10 protein-coding genes and 1 other annotated feature are annotated in these 19,225 nt (G+C 38.2%); of the genes, 7 read left to right on the top strand and 3 right to left on the bottom strand.

Going from position 1 to position 19,225, the window contains the following annotated elements; translation table 11 throughout:
• Positions 1-441: 441 nt before the first annotated feature.
• Positions 442-1,653 carry a transposase gene (locus QKW49_RS20915; RefSeq protein WP_282863267.1) on the bottom strand — a complete coding sequence of 404 codons (1,212 nt, stop codon included), beginning with the start codon at positions 1,651-1,653 and terminating at the stop codon, positions 442-444.
• Between the two features lie 238 nt (positions 1,654-1,891).
• Between QKW49_RS20915 and QKW49_RS20920 the strand changes: the two genes are divergently transcribed.
• The 3 genes from QKW49_RS20920 to QKW49_RS20930 are packed head-to-tail and all read left to right on the top strand — an operon-like array spanning position 1,892 to position 6,136.
• Positions 1,892-4,387, top strand: coding sequence for an FtsX-like permease family protein (locus QKW49_RS20920; RefSeq protein ID WP_282864582.1), 2,496 nt, complete (start codon positions 1,892-1,894; stop codon positions 4,385-4,387).
• 10 nt (positions 4,388-4,397) lie between these two features.
• Complete coding sequence (locus QKW49_RS20925) at positions 4,398-5,075, top strand: ABC transporter ATP-binding protein (protein WP_282864583.1); 678 nt, start codon at positions 4,398-4,400, stop codon at positions 5,073-5,075.
• Positions 5,069-6,136 carry an HlyD family efflux transporter periplasmic adaptor subunit gene (locus QKW49_RS20930; RefSeq protein WP_282864584.1) on the top strand — a complete coding sequence of 356 codons (1,068 nt, stop codon included), beginning with the start codon at positions 5,069-5,071 and terminating at the stop codon, positions 6,134-6,136. The genes QKW49_RS20925 and QKW49_RS20930 overlap by 7 nt, the downstream gene beginning before the upstream one ends.
• Before the next feature lie 344 nt (positions 6,137-6,480).
• Here QKW49_RS20930 and QKW49_RS20935 read toward each other — a convergent pair whose 3' ends face one another.
• The gene (locus QKW49_RS20935) at positions 6,481-7,680 is read right to left on the bottom strand and encodes a YibE/F family protein (RefSeq protein ID WP_282864585.1); all 1,200 of its coding nucleotides are present in this window, start codon (positions 7,678-7,680) and stop codon (positions 6,481-6,483) included.
• A gap of 294 nt (positions 7,681-7,974) precedes the next feature.
• Between QKW49_RS20935 and QKW49_RS20940 the strand changes: the two genes are divergently transcribed.
• The 4 genes from QKW49_RS20940 (at position 7,975) to QKW49_RS20955 (ending at position 17,240) form a co-directional block, all read left to right on the top strand.
• Positions 7,975-12,489 (top strand): metallophosphoesterase, encoded by a 4,515-nt coding sequence (locus QKW49_RS20940; RefSeq protein WP_282864586.1) that lies wholly within the window; start codon positions 7,975-7,977, stop codon positions 12,487-12,489.
• A 97-nt stretch (positions 12,490-12,586) separates the two neighbouring features.
• A complete protein-coding gene (locus QKW49_RS20945) occupies positions 12,587-14,317 on the top strand; it encodes an S-layer homology domain-containing protein (protein WP_282864587.1) in 1,731 nt (576 codons plus the stop codon).
• Between the two features lie 258 nt (positions 14,318-14,575).
• Positions 14,576-14,788, top strand: a binding site (T-box leader).
• Between the two features lie 56 nt (positions 14,789-14,844).
• On the top strand, positions 14,845-16,281 hold the full coding sequence (proS, locus tag QKW49_RS20950; protein WP_282868204.1) for a proline--tRNA ligase: 1,437 nt from the start codon (positions 14,845-14,847) through the stop codon (positions 16,279-16,281).
• 179 nt (positions 16,282-16,460) lie between these two features.
• A complete protein-coding gene (locus tag QKW49_RS20955) occupies positions 16,461-17,240 on the top strand; it encodes a CAP domain-containing protein (RefSeq protein WP_282864588.1) in 780 nt (259 codons plus the stop codon).
• A 523-nt stretch (positions 17,241-17,763) separates the two neighbouring features.
• Here the strand turns inward: QKW49_RS20955 and QKW49_RS20960 are convergent.
• Positions 17,764-19,092, bottom strand: coding sequence for a transposase (locus QKW49_RS20960; protein WP_282863714.1), 1,329 nt, complete (start codon positions 19,090-19,092; stop codon positions 17,764-17,766).
• Positions 19,093-19,225: the final 133 nt, after the last annotated feature.

The following is a 19,225-nucleotide window of genomic DNA, read 5'->3' on the forward strand; positions in this document are numbered from 1 at the left end:
GGTGATACAGAACCGTCCCCTGTCACTTGCATATCATTTTGTCAAAATATATCTCGTCGGTGGTGTCCTTAATAATGGGAATGATAATTTTTGCTACAACATCCTTCTATATATAACGCATTAAAGAAATTACAGTAACGATAGGTTTGGAGTGGTGTATGTTTCCGTAAGAGACCGTCCACTGTTTGAACGAAGTGAGTTTGGGCGCGTCTCTGAAGGACACATACACCACCACAAACCGTTTACCAATGTAAAAACTTTAATGCGTTACATATGTGAGGATATTTCATAATTCAAAAATCAAGAATGTGGATAATTCCTACTGATATTTTTGAAATTGTGCAAAAAAAGGTTAGACTATCCTTACAATAGATAGTTATCCACAACTATATAGTTTTGAAATTAAGAAATATCATCTCCTGTTCCTTGATAATTAAAATACTAAGCTGCAATATTTTTTGATTGTTCTGCTTTTGTAATTCTTGTAGCAATAATTGCAATGCAGGCTAAATCCATGAATACTTTTGCTTTTTTTAGCCCTGCTACACGCAGATTGTTTAAAGCATAGTTTTCTTTTCCATCACCAAAAAAGCGTTCAACGGATGTTCTTTCATCATATAGATTGTCCCATGCTTCTGTTCCTCGTAATGGATAAGATATAAACCGTGGATTATCCTTAATTTTAACTTTGCCAATGTATCCTGATTTTGTACTCGTACACCAACTTGAACCCATAGGACAATTGGCTTTTCCGCAAGCGTGGGGACATAATAACCGAATGGTTCCATTATCATTTCCACCATTCACATACGGATAATTCATGGTGCAAACAAGTTGACCTTCCCAGTTAATGCCTTCAGGTGGAGTTTTCGTATTTCTCCAGTTAATTGGCATAATAGCTTGAGCACCAAATGATACAGCATGTTGATAGATAGATGGTATATCATAGCCTGTATCCATAATGTAGTAAGATGGTTTGAATAAGTCTTCATAATCTGCCTTAAGCTTATTCATTAGTGGTATTGCCATTACCATATCTGCAACATTTGCAGGGGTTATGATGTACCCTAATGGGATTCCGCTTGTTGTATCTACTACAGCATGCATCTTCCAACCAAACCATTTTATCATATTGCCATTGGTATCTTGCTTGGCACCCCAGTGAGGAAACTCTGGATTGTTTTCTGGTATTTTTGATTTTGGTACAGCATGCTCAAAGGCATCAATTTTCGATGCATCTATTGAGACATGGGAACCATTAATAAGTCCCAAGGTTTTGGCTCTACGAACCATTCTCTGAAAAGTTTTTTCAAGTACATCGGTTTTAGAGAGCTTTTCTATAAACCTAGAGAAAGTTGAAGCACTAGGCGTTTTGCCAATAGTATCAAACCCGCAGGTTACTCTTAAAACGGGGTCTGTTTTCAACCTTTTAACTAATGCTTTAATAGTAGGTATTTGATCTATTTGCATTGCAAGTAAAGCATTGAGCAAGCTGGTATACGCAAATCCTTTAGGACCACGTTTGCTGACATCAATTTTAAAAGTTTCAAGCATAATTGAATAATCAATAAATGTTAAAACAGCTTGTAATTTTGTTAATGGTTGAATTTCTATAATTTGCTCTAAAGTAAATAATGTTGTTTGCCGATTCATAATTCGTACAACGTTTACTCCTTTCTGTGGATTGTTTGGACGAATTATTTATCGGATTGGGGTAAACTATTTTTTATGCTTTTTTCTAACCTTGTGTTTTCAAGGATTAGAAATTATGAAATTAACTCATATATGAAAAGGTTGTGAAAAAAATGAAAAAAAATTGTAATATTTGAAACTTTTTTGGAAGCCTACACGTCAATCTTATTGGTTGTGGAAATGATTAGGGGGTGAATAAGTGTCTATTATTGTAAAATTTACGCTTCGCAATATTAAAGAAAAGAAGCTTAGAACATTTTTAATAGTAATTTCTATTATCCTGTCTTCAGCTCTGTTTTTTGCATCTACAGCAATTTCTACGACGGTAGAAAAGATGATCATGGAACAAATGAAAAAATATTTCGGCAGTGCGGATATCATGGTAAGCGCAGGGGAGCAGTCAAGAACAGGCTTTATTCCTGTTTCTTTGTTGGACTCCTATGGCAGCCATGTGAAATATATTGTTGGAATGATGACAGGAAGCGGGGAGTATAAAGCAGAGAACGAAACGGTTCAGGTAGATATACAGGGAATAGAACTGGAAGATATGGGAAAAATGAACCCGATTATACTGGAGCAGCAGTTCAATTTAGAGCCGTTTAAAGGAAATAAAGCGATTATCGGAAAAGGAATGGCTGAAAAATATCATTTAAAACCAGGCGATCCAATGGGAATTAACATGAACGGTACCAAACGATGGTTCATCGTTTCTGCTGTGTCGCAACCTGTCGGCCCATTTACAGAGGATGGAGAAAGTACATATATTGTGATACCCCGGGAAACTTTGGCAGGATTTTATGGTGTAAGAGGGAAGGTATCCGTATTATATGTAGGGCTGGAGGACTCTGCTGCTCAAGATATGATGGTACAGGAACTTTCACAGGCATATCCCATGTACAGCGTTAGGGATACGATCTCAAAAGCAATGATAAAAAGCCAGACACAGGAAATTTCCGCAGTTTTTCTTGTGATGGTTGCATTTGTTGTGATTTTAAGTATGTTTATCATTTATACTTCTTTTAAAGTGATTATGGCTGAACGTCTTCCGGTAATCGGAACCTTTCGAAGCATTGGCGCAACCAAGAAAATAACCAATAGGGTTTTGATGGTTGAAAGCTTGGTGTATGGCATTATAGGAGGTGTGCTTGGTGATATTTTAGGAATAGGTATTTTGCAGCTCATGATAAAGCAGATTATGCCTTCATGGATGTCAAATATCAAAGCACAGGGATACTTTACGACCGAGCAATTGTTAATGGCGTTCGGTATCGGTGTTGCACTTGCACTTATCAGTTCAATTCTTCCTATCCGAAAAGTCTCAAAAATGCCGGTAAAAGATATTGTGCTTAATACGATGGAGAAAAAAGTAAAAAAGAAAAGATGGAAAACGGTGTTGGGTATCTGCTTTTTTGTTTTAGGAATCGCAGGCCCGTTTTTCGTACCCAAAGATATGGCAGTTGCTGTAGACATGATATGCATGTTCTTACTGATACCTGCTGTGGTACTGCTTGTACCCCATATTACAAATGGATTTCTAGCAGTATTTAAAAGGATATACTCAGGGGTTTTCGGCAATGAAGGAATCTTAGCTGCTCAGAACCTTAGAGATAATAAAAATATTTTAAACAATATTGTTCTGCTGGGCATTTCTATTGCGGTATTGTTAATGATTAATATTATGAGTGAAAGTATGGCTCAAGAGCTAGTGAACTATTACAAGGACTACAAATATGATATTAATATCTGGGTATGGCCTATGGACCGCTCTACAGAAAGCAGATTGATTGCTATTGACGGTGTGAAAGATACATTCGGTATATATCAGAAATGGAGTACCGAGGTTGTCGGTAAAGATACACAAATTACCTGTATCCAAGGCACAAATAAAAACAAAACATTGGACTATATGCTTTTAAATACCGATGACAAGCCTGAAAGATTGCTTGAAGAGTTAGAGGAAGGAAGAAATATCATCGTTTCCAACCTTTTTAAAGAAGAGCATCAAATTGCCATAGGGGATCACTTGAAGTTAAAAACTGATAGAGGTGTATTTCCTTATATGGTAGTGGGCTTTTTTGATTCGGATCGGTATGACGGCAGTTATGCGTTTGTTGATGAGCGGTATTTAAAAAGCGATATGTCATTGAAAAGCTACAGTGATATATATATAAAGACCAATAAAGACCCTGAGTATGTAGCAAAAGAGATCCAGGAGAAATTCAAGCGACGAAACCCATGGGTCAGAACGCTGAAACAAAGGATAAAAGAAAATATGGAAGGAAACAGCAGGATACTGAATATTTTTAAAGGTTTTGGTATTATGACAATGATTATAGGGATATTTGGTGTTTTTAACAATTTGATTATCAGTTTTATTGACCGGAAGCGGTCATTAGCTATCTTGCGCTCTGTTGGAATGAATAAAGCGCAAACGCTTAAAATGGTTTTTATAGAGGCGCTTACCGGTGGTTTAATTGGAGGAACAGTGGGGATTATTACCGGATTACTATTAATTTGGGGAGTATGCAAACTGATGGAGGCACTAGGAGGAAACATGAATGGTTTTATTCAAATCTCATGGCTTACGCTGCTCGGTTCCTTGCTTGCAGGAATTATTATTACCATTGTCGCATCTGTCGGACCTGCTTTAAAGTCGTCCAAGCTTAATATAATAGAATCTATCAAATATGAATAGAGGTGGTCATATGGAAAATATTATTGAGGCGCATGATTTATGTAAGACATATAAATTGGGTGAAATAAATGTGGAAGTACTGAAAAATATCACACTCGTTATTAAAAGGGGAGAGTTTGCTTCTATTATGGGGCCGTCAGGATCGGGGAAAAGTACTTTGCTGTATTTGCTGGGAGGCTTGGATAAACCTACTTCGGGAAGTGTAAAGCTGAATGGCAAAGAATTGTCGGTAATGAAGGACAAAGAAGAAAGCACGATGCGCAGGAGAGATATAGGATTTGTGTTCCAATTTTATAACTTGGTTCCTAATCTAAATGTAGAAGAAAATATAATGTTGCCTATATTGTTAGATGGAAAAAAGCTGAAGCAGTATGGAAATAGATTGGAAGAAATTTTGGAGCTTGTAGGCCTTTCAGATAGAAGAAAGCATACTCCAAGGGAATTGTCAGGCGGTCAACAACAAAGAGTTGCAATTGCAAGAGCATTGGTAAACGAGCCGGATATTATTTTGGCGGATGAGCCTATTGGGAATTTGGATAGTAAAACAGGCACGGAAATAATGGAATTGTTTAAAAAGATTAATACAGAGAAAGACAAGACCATCATACAGGTTACCCATTCAAATGAAGCCGCGAAATATGGAACAAGGATAATAAACGTGCGAGACGGAAGGATGTGTGAATGTTGAAGAAACTATTTATAATTGTTTGCTTATTAGGCATAATGATGTCAACTGTAAGTTGCACAAAAAAATCTCAAACCGGCATTGTGAATACACAGTCTGATCAAGACCAAGCAGAAGAACCGGTGCAGCAAACCGTGCAGGCATTCGGTATCATTAAGACAAAGCAAATTAAAGGCATTATGATTGATTTGCCTGCTGCGGTTGAAAAAGTTCATGTACAGGAAGGCCAAAAGGTAAAAAAAGGGGATACGCTAATCACCCTTAGCTTAAAGGAAATACAAGAGCAAATAAAAGAAAAAGAAGATTCTTTGAAAATCGCTCAATTGGAGCTTCAAAAGCTTCTGGAAGACGTAAACGATGAAGCCGATAGAAATATAGAATACAATCCTGATATCATGCTAGCGAGAAATAATTTGGAAACAGGACGGACAGAGCATGAAAAATTGAAAAAGGATTTGGCTAAACAAGAATCTTTATTAAAAGAAGGCGCGATTACTCAAAATGATTATGACACTTTTAAAATAACAGTTATGCAAAAACAAAAAGAAGTGGAAAATGAGGAGATAAAACTGGAAGATTTAAAAAAACAGAAGATGATTGCAAATACAAAAGACACATTGGATATAACCATCAAAAGGCAAAATATTGCGTCTTTGGATTATGGGCTTGAAACACTAAAGGATAAGATTAAAGAAAGCGGAATTCAAGGAAACAAGATTGTATGTGATATCGAAAACGGGACTATTGAGAAGATTAATATTTCTGCAGGTGACCGATTAAATGATGAAAAACAAATAATGAGTATTTTGGATACCAATACATTGATTGTGCAAGCCAATGTGGCTGAAGACTTTATAAAAGATATAAAAGTGGGAAATAAAACGAGTATAATCCCGTTGGCAGACTCGGACAAAGAATATCATGGAACGGTTACCAGAATATCGAGTATGGCGATAAATGAAAATGGGGAAACAGTAATACCTGTTGAAATTTCTATTGATGAGATTGATAATTTTTTACTGCCTAATTTCAATGTAAATATTAAGATCATGATTGATAAATAAAAAGACAGACACGTGACAAGGGGTGGAGTGACAGGGGATGGTATAAAGAGCAGATAAACATTTAAAATGGTAAAAATAATGGTCAATATATAAGAAGTATTACCAACCATTCAGCATATCTAGGATTCCTATAGGAGGAGATAGATAACAAGGTGATTAATAATGGAAAGCTTATCTTGGAGACAAAAAAGGTATTTTTACGGCAATTTCATAAAGGAGATCTTGAGAATATATACTTTATCTTCAAATAAGAATGTTATGAGATTTTCTCCTGCACCCCTGAATATAAAAAAGAGTAAAATCTGTTGGCATAGTATCTTTGCGATAATCATAATATTAGTTTTTTACAAGTGATTTGCTTTGTTATGCTTTTTTGTTGCAGACACCCTATAACTATTTTCAACTCTCCGCATAGGGATAAGCCGTGATGAAATAAAAGCAATAATGGGAACAGTGAGGATGACAGCAGTACTTCCGGATAATCCTTGAATAATTTCTATGCCTAACATATTCATATTGATTAATTCATTATAAGGTACGTTATAAGAGTAAATCAGTATCAGTGAATTAAGTGAAGTGCCTGTGAAGGCAAGCAGAAGAGTATTGGCCATGGTTCCCATCATGTCGCGGCCAACATTGATACCTGACATAAACAACGCATTTTTGCTAAGGTTGTGATTTGCAATATATACCTCCTGTACCGAAGAGGCAATAGACATAGCTACGTCCATGATGGCGCCAAGGGAAGCGATGAGAATTCCTGCAAATAACAGCCCTCCAACTTGCATACCATGATCCCTGGCAATGACGATTAATGTTTCTACTTCTTCAGTTTGAAACCCGGTAATATGGGCGAAATGGCCGGCTATACTGGAAGCGGTACCGGCAATTACAACTCCTAATGTAGTGCCTAATACAGCTGACAAGGTTTTGAAACTCCACCCGTTAAGCGTGAGTAATGTGATACAGGTTGTAATAATTACGATGAGCACCGATGCAAATATTGGTGAATACCCTCTGTAGAGCATGGGGATAAATAAAAAAATAATACAAATAAAAGTAAATAAGAGACCCACCATAGATTTAAATCCTTTCTTTCCTCCAATACCCCACAAAGCAGCTAAAAATAGAAGAATAAATATATATAAAACGGGAGATCTATCATAATTGTATACAGATACCAAATATTTTTCCGGATTGGCCGTATCTACACAAACAATAATATTCTGTCCTGCTTTGCCATAAACGTTTAAGAGATTGCTTAAATAGTTTTTAATTATGTGGAGTTCCCCTTTGTGTTCTCCTGTAAGAATTTGCACCTCTAATTGCTGGAAGCCACGGTATAATCCGTTGATGGCTTCATCTTTTTCGGAAGATTCGCTGACTACCCTCAATACTTTTGCCTTTTCATATCGTACATAAGAAATCCCGCCCTGCTTATTAAATGAAATGTGTGTACCTTTGTTAAAAAAATATAAGAAAAGCGAGAACGATATTAGTGTGATTGTCCAAAGAACAGCTCTTAATGTTTTAGAGTTTAACATAACCAGTCTCCTTTTAAACAGAATAACATAACTTTCAGTATATATATCATGACGTAATCAGACTAGCACAATCATGTTAAATTAAGGTTAAAATCATAATGTTTATTTAAAGTAATTAGTGAATCTTTCATATTATTACATCGTCTTTATTAGTTTACATAGAATTAACTGATAATTAATATGGACTTTATATTAATTAATTATAAAGTAATGGAAGCCTCAAATGGGAATTTATATATATCCAAGAAGAAAAGTATAAATGGAGGCAATTAATAAACTTATGGAGGTTGACAAATGCTTAGAAAACTGACGTCAGGAAAGCTATCTATTCGAATCCTGTCAATGGTAACGGCAATAGCAATGATGTTATCAGGATTCGTCACAGTAACTGCAAGTGAAAGCCAAGCAAGCACCGAAGTGCCAACAACAGTTGCTGAATTTGTCTATGGCGGGGAAAATACAGCTGATGCAGGTGAGGGGAGTCTGGAGCTGCAATCTGAAGGAAGCGGTGGAGGTTCGGCAGTGACACAGAGTGTTTATGCTATTTCCGGTATCGTGCTCACACCTGGGAAAAATGCTTCCGAGTTGAATTTTGCATGGTACAGCGAAAGCGGTTCTGCAAATTGTGTCGTGCAAATTGCAAAAAAAGCGGATATGTCCGGTACGGAATTTCCGGAAAGCATCGCAGATACGTTTAACGGTGCCGTATCCGATGGGGTAACAGGGTTTTCTTCAAACAAAGTCATCGTAACGGGTATTGAAGAATCTACCCAATATGTCTATCGTTTAGGTGACGGCGTCAATTGGAGCCCGGTTTATAATTATACTAGCAGGAAAACAGATGAATACAGCTTTTTATTTGTAGGTGACCCGCAGATCGGTTCCAGCAATGTGACCGCCGATACGGCCGGTTGGGAAGATACGATGGGAAAAGCAGTTAATACGTTTCCTGAAGTGAGTTTTTTAGTATCTGCAGGAGACCAGGTAAATACCGCCACTGATGAAACAGAATATGACGGATTTTTTGCGCCGGAAGAGTTAAGAAGCCTGCCGGTTGCATCGGTACAGGGAAATCATGATAATGCTGCAAATTATACATATCATTTTAATAATCCTAATGAATCAACAGAATACGGCATTACAAGTGCCGGTGGCGACTACTATTATACTTATGGCGACACGCTGTTCATAGGACTGAATTCCAATAATACCAGCGGAGCATCCCATGCGGCATTTATGGAGGCTGCTGTTGCTGCAAATCCAAACGCAAAGTGGAAAATGGTTGTATTCCATCATTCAATTTATAGTTCTGCAAGCCATTCAGCAGAAAGTTCAATAGTCAGTAGAAGAGCAGCACTTTTTCCAGTATTTGATGAACTGGGAATAGATGTGGTTTTAATGGGTCATGATCACTGCTATACAAGATCTCATCAAATGAAGGGTGACCAACCTATCCTAGATCAGCCTATGGATGAGAACGGTTCAGCCATCAACCCTATGGGTATACTCTATATTACAGCTAACTCTGGTTCTGGCAGCAAGTATTATACGCTAAAGTCAATTCCCGAAGAATATGCTGCTGTCAGAGAACAGCTGAGAGTCCCGACTTTCTCACATATCAGTGTAACAGAAGATAGTCTTACTATTTCTACCTATAGAACCGATACAATGGAAATGACCGATACGCATTCATTGATAAAAGATTCCACCTATACAACAGATTATGAAATAAATAATCCGTATGAAACAGTAAATTGGTCAACTTTTGGGCAGTATAAAGCAGATTTTCATGCACATTCTGTAGAAAGTGACGGGGCTGATGAACCAGCTGACATGATTGAAGAACATTATTCAAAAGGCTATGATATTTTAGCTATGACCGATCATAACTTCGTCAGTACCACGTGGGATAGAAGCGATAGACCGGAAAGGACTTACCTTACTTCCGAACGTGCTGCACAAATGAATGCAGGTACCGACAGGAACGGCAGAGGCATGATAGGGATTCCTTATTCTGATGAACAGTCTAGATCTGACCATGTTAATACATTTTGGGCAAATTTCAATAACGAATCCGGTGCAACGTTAGAAGGCAATATCGCCCAATGTGAAACATTAGGCGGTATTTCCCATATCAACCACCCAGGCAGATACACCGGCGGCAGCAGTACAGCTAATGATGGTGCGGACGGTAAAGCTGCATCCAATGATCTTCATAATGTTGCAAAGTATGTAAACCTGTTCAGGAAATATTCCTCATGCGTAGGGATGGAAATCATCAACAAAAAGGATGGAGATTCCTATAGTGACAGAATATTGTGGGATAATATTTTAAAACAAACAATGCCGGAACGTCCGGTATGGGGATTCTCCAATGATGATACCCATGCTTTGGCCAATACCGGATTTAGCTATAACATAATGCTCATGCCTGAAAATACATTGGAAAATGTACGAAATTCTATGGAAAATGGTACATTCTATGCAGTTGCAAAAGTTGCAAAAAGGGAACTTGGTTCTGATTTTACAGCCAATGGACCTACGCCTAAAATCACTAATATAGTAGTTGATCAACAAGAAAACAGTATTGCAATTGAAGGTGAAAACTATACAACCATCGAATGGATTGCAGATGGAGAGATTATAGCTGCCGGAAATACCATTGACTTGAACGACCATGAACAAGAGATCAGCACTTATATCCGTGCACAGCTGAAGGGTGACGGTGGAATCAGTTTCACACAGCCATTCGGTATTGTTGGCGGTTATCAGCCTGAACCGCAATTATCACAGGTTACATTGACAGCTGACGGGGAAGAATTAGCAGCCGATGGAAGCATTCAGCTTGAGATAGCCGGACAAGATGAGTTTTATGCTGATATGGACTTATCATCTGCAACCGTTACATATAAAACAGATGTTGCAGATGTACTTTCCATCACTCAGGGCGGAACCGTTACACTTGCAAATGCACCGATCGCGAATATGCCTGTAAAAGTTTGGGCTGAAGTGAATCTAAACGGTAAAACAGTGATTAGCGACAAGGTTGCTATACAGGTAGAAGGACAATCGGAAGATCACTATATTATGGCTCAAATCACCGACGGATCCGATGACTATGAAGAAAATGTCTCAACAGGAGAAATGGACGATGGAAGTTCTGATCTGGAAATCGTAACAGAGAAAGCCAATCAGTTGATCGGAACCAGATTTGCTAATCTTTCCATTCCAAAAGGAGCAAAAATCATTGACGCGTATATCCAGTTTACAGTGGACGAACCGGACAAGAGCGCTGATCCGTTTAATGTAAATATCCACGCGGAAGCGGTGCCTAATTCACCTGTTTTCACAAATACCGCATATAATATCTCTTCCCGCACCAACACAACTAGTGTTGTGAACTGGAAAGATATTCCCATGTGGACACAGGCTCAAGTAGCAGGCGAAGACCAGAGAACACCTAATCTTGCGGCTTTGGTACAGGAAGTTGTAGATATGGAAGGATGGAATGAAGGAAATGCAATTAGCTTCATCTTTAGCGGTACCGGTACAAGATCCGCTGAGTCTTATGAGGGAGGTGGAGCAGCAGAAGCACCGACCCTTCATGTAGTATATGAATTAGAAAGCAACTATATCATGGCACGCATCCAAAACAGCATGGACGATATGGAAGAACGTGCGGACGGTTCATTGGATTACGACAGTTCGGATCTGGAAATCGTAGACGAAGATTCAAATCAATTGATAGGAATTCGGTTTGCCGATCTTTCCATTCCGAAAGGATCAGAAATTGTTAATGCATATATCCAGTTTACGGTAGACGAAGTTTCTGACAAGAAGAATAAAGATCCGTTTAATATTACTATCCAAGCGGAAGACACTGCAAACTCAGCCGGTTTTGCAAATGAAAACTTCACAGTTTCTTCACGCACCAGAACGCAGACTGCTGTAACCTGGTCAGGTATTCCCAAGTGGACAGAAGTGCAAGCGGCCGGCGAAGACCAAAGAACGCCGAACCTTGCATCTCTAGTACAGGAAATTGTAGACAAGGATGGATGGAATGCAGGAAATGCACTCAGCTTTATATTAAGCGGAACCGGTGCAAGATGCGCTGAATCCTATGAGGGCGGCGGACAGGAACAGGCACCAACCCTTCATGTCGTTTACAAGGACGGGGAAGATCAAACTCAACCTCAACCGGCACCCAGCGTTAAGGTTCATACCAAAAACCAATTGGTAATAAAGGAAGATACTAATGAAATAGAATACTATTTTGCCATTACTGATGTAGAGAGCTTAAATACGCTGGATGTTACTTTCAGCTTTGATAGCAGTATTATGACATTTAAAAAGGCGGAATGGCCTGCATCGGAAGGTACGGTGATTGATGCAGCGGTAGAGGATAATAAGGTAAGAATAGTAGCGGGATCCGTAACGCCGGTTTCTGCTGCCCAATATGAGGATGTACTGAAATTAACTTTTGAACTTGCAGATTTGCAGAGTGGGGTAACACAAGCTGTTTTGCGCATTGAAAAACCAATAACCGCATCAGCCGGAGTTAATGAAGAAATTACATCAAATATCGATGCAGCAGAAGCAGCCGTTACCGTCAGAGCATATAAAATAATCTGCGATATCATAAAGGATGGAAAGTTAGGCAGCAGCGACCTTTCCAAAGCATTGGAATACTTTATGGCAGATTCAAACGACCAAAACTGGAGTGGCGATGCTGAACGTGCCGATGTAAACTTTGACGGTGTGGTTAATATCACAGATTTCTCGATTATTATTGCAAATATTTTACGTTAACATTAAGTTTAAGCAAATACAGGGAAGAGTATTTGGCTCTTTCCTGTATTGCTATATTTCATTGTTTGTTCAAAGTATAAAATGAGGTGATTTTATTGTGAGGAAAGCAATTTTAGCAGTAATATTATTGTTAAGTTTTTGTTTCAGTACATGTGCAGCAGCAGAAGCATTATCAAAGGTTGAATTCTCAACAAACAGTATTACATTAGATGCCAATTCAAATGAATTTTCGGTGGATATATTATTGGAAAAAGATGAACTGTTTAATGGTGCACTTTTCGGGCTTGGGCTAGAAGATGGATTAGAAATAAAATCTATTGAGTATAGTGATACAATAGAAGATAAAACCCTTAATAAAGTACAGATCTATAAGAAAAACGGAATCCATTACTTTGGTTTTTACACATCTGAAAACAAATTCAGCGGAAATATAGATATTTGTACAGTACATTTTCAATATACCGGCAGCGCAGCTGTATCCATTACGATGGAAGAAGCAAGTATTACAACCTATGTTAGTGCGCATGACGCGGCGGAAACCCCTTTCAATCCTAATTCTGAAGTTACTGTACAACGCAAAAACTCGGGAGAGGAACAAGAAGAGGAAGAACCTACCGGTGGGTCGGGTCATAGTTCTGGCACAGCCGTAACAACTCAAACGCAGCCTGTCAATGGGACAATTTCAGCAACGCCCCAAATCAGCAATGGAAAAGCAACCGTTAAGCTTGATAATGCTGCCATAAATAAGGCATTTGCGCAGGCAAAAAGCGACGAGAACGGTATGAAAACCATTGAAATAGATGTTAAATCGTCCGGTAACGCGAAGGAATTTTCTACTGAAATTCCTGCACAGATATTTAGTGCCGGAGAAAAAGATAAGCTGATTAAGATAAATATGCCTACCGCAGCGGTTAGGCTTCCGGTCAATATGATTCCGAAAGACCAGCTCGGGAATGCAAAAAACGTTGAAATCAATGTGTCCGGCGTAGATGTGTCTCAATTACCCGCAGAGGTTAAAGAGACCATAGGCAATCATCCCGTCATTGAAATAAATATCGCATTGGATGGCAATCGTATAGAATGGAGTAATGAAGAGGCACCAGTTTCCATATCTATTCCATACACGCCAACTGCAGAAGAATTGAAAAGTCCCGATAATATTATAGTTTACTATGTTGATGGAAAAGGAGAGCTGCATGCAGTTCCAAGCGGAAGATATGATGCAGCTACAGGAACGGTGACATTTTCAGTTACTCATTTCAGTCAATATGGTGTAGCTTATGCAGTAAAGAGTTTTGATGATATCCAAGGATCTTGGGCAAAGAAAGAGATAGAAGCACTTGCAGTAAGAGGAATCATCAACGGTACATCTGAAAAGACTTATTCACCCGATGCCAAAATTATAAGGGCAGATTTTACAAAGCTTCTGGTGGGTGTACTTAATAAGACCGCAAAATCAGAGGCAGGATTTAATGATATTGCACTTTCTGATTATTATTATCAAGCGGTGAACACGGCAAAAGCATTAGGGCTTGCAACTGGAACAGGGCAAAATCAATTTAATCCTAAAGGGCAAATTACCAGACAGGATATGATGGTTTTAATGGACCGGGCACTTTCTATATCCGGAAAGACGCTGACTAAGAAAGCGGATTTATCAACTTATGCAGATGCAGAAGGTGTTGCCGCTTATGCTAAAGACAGTGTGGCAGAATTAGTAGCAGCAGGTATAATTCAGGGAAGTAACGGCAAGTTAAGACCGCAAGACAACCTGACGCGTGCTGAGGCAGCGAGAGTATTATACTTGATTTACAAGCTATTGTATTAATAAGTATACAAGGTCGTAGAAAAGCAAAAATAAGATTAGAGTTATTCTAAGGGTGTAATAACTAACTTTAAGGATTAAGTCAAATTAAACTTCAAGAGTAGAGGGATTGAGAACATAATTATTTATGACTCAATCCCTTTTATGTTCCAAAAGACTAGAGGGCGGTTATGGGGCACACTAGAATCTTCACCCTAAATTAACCCCTTGACAGCTTATGGCTTTTATTTTATATTTAATAGAGGAAAATGTCTTTATAAAAAAATTACTATGATGGGGAATAGTAAAAGTATGATCTTATTACAGAGAGGGAATCACTGCTGAAAGATTTCCATAAGAGCATTTTGAACCCGCCCCGGAGTACTGCACCGAAATGATGAGTAGGCTGCAGCGGTATCCTGCCGTTATAGGTTTGAGAGGATACATATTATTGTGTCAATCAGGGTGGTACCACCGTTAACCTCGGTCCCTTTTTTGGGATGCGAGGTTTTTTAATGATCAATTTATGAATTTATGAAAGGGATGGTATGATGGCGAAGGAAAAGAAACTGGTGGAAGCGATTACGTCAATGGAAGAAGATTTTGCGCAGTGGTATACGGATATTGTAAAAAAAGCAGACCTAGTAGACTATTCAACCGTTCGAGGATGTATGATTATTCGTCCTTATGGATATGCAATATGGGAAAATATTCAAAGAATTCTCGATAATAAATTTAAGGAGACAGGGCATGAGAATGTATATATGCCTATGTTTATTCCTGAGAGTCTGCTTCAAAAAGAAAAGGATCATGTTGAGGGTTTTGCGCCTGAAGTTGCTTGGGTGACCCATGGAGGAAGTGAGGAGTTGGCAGAAAAACTCTGTGTACGTCCAACCTCCGAGACATTATTCTGCGATCATTACGCGAATATCATACACTCATACAGAGATCTTCCGAAATTATATAATCAATGGTGTTCAGTTGTGCGTTGGGAAAAGACCACGCGTCCTTTTTTAAGAACATTGGAATTTTTATGGCAGGAAGGTCACACGGCTCATGCCACGGCTGAAGAAGCGCAGGAAGAAACCATTAAAATGTTGAATGTATATGCGGATTTTTGCGAAAATGCTTTAGCTATTCCCGTGGTGAAAGGTCAAAAAACGGAAAAAGAAAAGTTCGCCGGCGCAAAAGCTACTTATACGATTGAAAGTTTGATGCATGACGGGAAAGCATTGCAGAGCGGGACTTCTCATAATTTTGGAGACGGATTCGCAAAAGCTTTTGAGATCCAATATACGGATCAGAATAATCAGCTTCAATATGTTCATCAAACTTCCTGGGGAATGACCACACGGTTGATAGGAGCTGTAATTATGGTACATGGAGATGACAGCGGATTAGTACTTCCTCCGGTAATTGCGCCTACTCAATTAGTTATTATCCCCATTGCCGCACATAAAGAAGGTGTGAAAGAAAAAGCCTACGAACTGAAGGATAGACTGGCAAAAGTGGCAAGAGTAAAAATTGATGATAGTGATAAAATGCCGGGTTGGAAGTTCAGTGAATATGAAATGAAGGGTGTACCTGTTCGGCTTGAAATAGGACCTAAAGATATTGAAAAGAATCAAGCTGTTTTAGTGAGAAGAGATACAAGAGAGAAAATCTTTGTATCGTTGGATGAGATTGAAGAAAAACTATTGCAGTTATTAGAGCAAATGCAGAAGGACTTATTGGAGAAAGCAAGAACAATGAGAGATGAAAAAACCTATATTGCTGCCAATATGGAAGAATTCAAATCCATATTGCAGGAAAAAACAGGATTCGTCAAAGCAATGTGGTGCGGCGATAGAGCATGTGAGGATAAAATCAAGGAAGAAACAAGTGCAACAGCACGATGCATCCCGTTTGAGCAAGAACAGATTTCAGAACACTGCGTATGCTGCGGAAAACCTGCGAAACACATGGTCTACTGGGGAAAAGCATATTAAATTTAATATTGATATTCATTTAAGAAGCCTACATGAGGGCTTCTTTTTTTATTTTTTAATCACTGTTTAATTTACGTTGTTGGATTCTTCAATAATTTAGCAATAAAAAAAATAATAAAAAGTTAAATTTTGTTCAAACTAATGATGAGTTAACAATATATGTTAAGGAGTGATTTGGAATGAAAAGAGCACTAACATGTTTAGTGATTCTAACATTGCTGTGCGCCATATTTGTAGGCAGTGCATCGCCTACCATAGCAGCAATTGCAAAAACACCATTCAGCAGAACCAATATCCCGGCACAGCTAAAGGTTACCGCAGCCGGGCTGAATGTGAGATCCGGGCCTGCAACGTATTTTACTAAAGTAGGTGTTGTTTACAAAAATCAAATCGTAGATTGTATAGGCAAGCTTGGAGATTGGTATATTATACATCTTAATAATGACGTGGTAGGCGTCGCTTCAGGTAAGTACTTACAACCTTATTATCCTCCGACCAGCCAGCCGGCACCACAACCGACACCACAACCGGCACCGGAGACACCCGCTCCCGGTACAGGAGATACTACCGGACAGATAGATCCGGAAGCGCAGAAAATGCTTGAATTGATCAATGCCGAAAGAGCAAAAGTGGGAGCACAGCCTTTAAAAATGGATATGGAAGTGCTGAAGGTAGCAGAGCTTAAAGCGCAGGATATGGTAAATAAAGGTTATTTCTCGCACCAATCACCTACTTACGGATCGCCGTTTGATATGCTGAAACAATTTGGAATCAGTTATAAATCGGCCGGGGAAAACCTTGCAGGAAATAGTACGGTTGAAAAAGCACATACTGCTTTGATGAATTCTGAAGGACATAGAAAGAACATACTTAATACAAGTTACAATTATATAGGTATTGGTATTGTAGATAGTCCGAAATACGGAAAAATTTATGTGCAAATGTTTATAGGAAAATAGTATTTAGGAATGACGGAATAATAATACCCGATTTTCAAGCGAGAGATTTTTTGATAAAAATTATTATTTCGTCATTCCTTAGTTAGATGGAAGAGATAAAAAGTCGAAGGTATTAGGAGAATGCCTTCGACTTTTTTTATTTTGTGTCATTATATTTAGTATGTTTAATCAACATCCTTCTATAAGTTTAATAGTATATATATTAAGCAGATTATTAATTGTTAACCAAAAATTTCTAATAGATATAAAGACAAAATATTTGAATAGGGATATTTACATCTTTAGTTCAATATTATGGTAATGAAGCATACCTATTCATAAATTAGATCGGCTTATATGATAAGTAGATGTTCAGTAAATAACAACAAAATGGTATAGAATGTTAAAGTTTTAGGTTATAGCAATAAACTATGTTCATGTGTACTTTGAAAATTTAAAGAATGGATGATAGGAATAATTTGGTATCTAAAAATGGTCGGAGATTCCCTATGCAAGAGAATAGTAAGAATATTTTTCCTGTAGTTTATGCAGCAGTCTTATGGTATTCTTTATTCTCAAGGGTTATGGCTATGGCTTTTGCATGTTGGAGCATGCAAACTAAGGCAGTTCTCACGAAGAAGTTCTTGGTACCCCTAAATAATGGAGATTTAAGACCGTTGTTGAGTACAATATCTCCAATAACGGATTCTATACGTGCTCTTCTTGAATAGATGTCTTTCCAGAGTTGTGAGCCTCTGGGAACTTGGGTAAACCAACGAATATCATCTTCAATGTGAGTATAGACTGTCTTGCCATAGCCAGAATCACAACATGGATGATCACACTTTAGTTTTTCAGCCAATTTTTTAGAAGCTTTTCTTGGACACCGCCATTTTAGTCGTCTTTTTTTCTTATCAATACCCCAATAGTAAAATGTATGACCAGCAGCACAAACAGGCAAACCAAACTCATTAGTAGGTGTTGGAGTTTGAGAATTTCTTGGATTAATTGCAATAATAGGCTTACCGCCTAGTAAACTAATCCACCAGTAAACATAATAAGCGTCGTATCCCGAATCAGCAATGACATAATGAAAGTCAACTTTCAAGTTGTGATAAAGATGCATTATTAGATGTGGTGTCATTCTAACATCGTGGACATCAGCACCTTCGACGAAGAATGTTAGTGGTAGGCATTTAGATGGATTATCTATCATAGGAGTTGTTGCAAAATGCAGACCGTATCCCATTAGATATTCATCAAGATTATGATCATAACCTTTTGTGGCTTCGGAGTCAGTACACATAGAGCATTTAAAGGGTTTTATATTACTGGCATAGCATCTACAATATTTTTCAGGAACATACTTTTGTTTGCAAAAAGATTTTACCTTGCAGCCGTCAAAGATTACTTTATCATGGGGATCAATGATTCCTAATTCGATAGATTCTTTGACAAATAACAATTCAAATATTTTACGGATTAGAGAACCTTGAAGCATGACATCTTCAACGTTTTCATCGCCGAAAAGATTAGAGATAAACCAAGAGAAATAAGCCTTAGAGGGCGTCTTGTCAGGAGAGAAACCTGATAGATAAGCATATCTTGGTGTATCCCTAAGTTCTTTGACCCATTTATTAATGGATGTAAAGCCAGCAAGGTACATCACAAGTAAAGACCTTAAAGCATCTTGAGGGCGATAAAGTGCAATACGTCCTGCAGGATTTTGTGAATAAAAATGTAAACAGAAGTCATAAACACGAGATAGATCAATCTTTGATATTATCTTAGCAATGCTGTCAGTCTCACTGACAGATAGAAATAAATTAAGTTTATAAGCCAGGTGACTCTGGTTTGGTGGAAGCAATGACATCAGCCCCTTTCTAAAATATTCTCTATTTTAGCAGGTTTGAGGGCTGTGAGGTGAAGAAAATTGTTTCCAGTTGATAAAATCAAGTTGAATCAAGGGGTTCAGCTTTGCTGAACACCAACATGATAAAAAAGGG

It is taken from the genome of Petroclostridium sp. X23 (genome assembly GCF_030013905.1).
Taxonomy (GTDB): Bacteria; Bacillota; Clostridia; order SK-Y3; family SK-Y3; genus X23.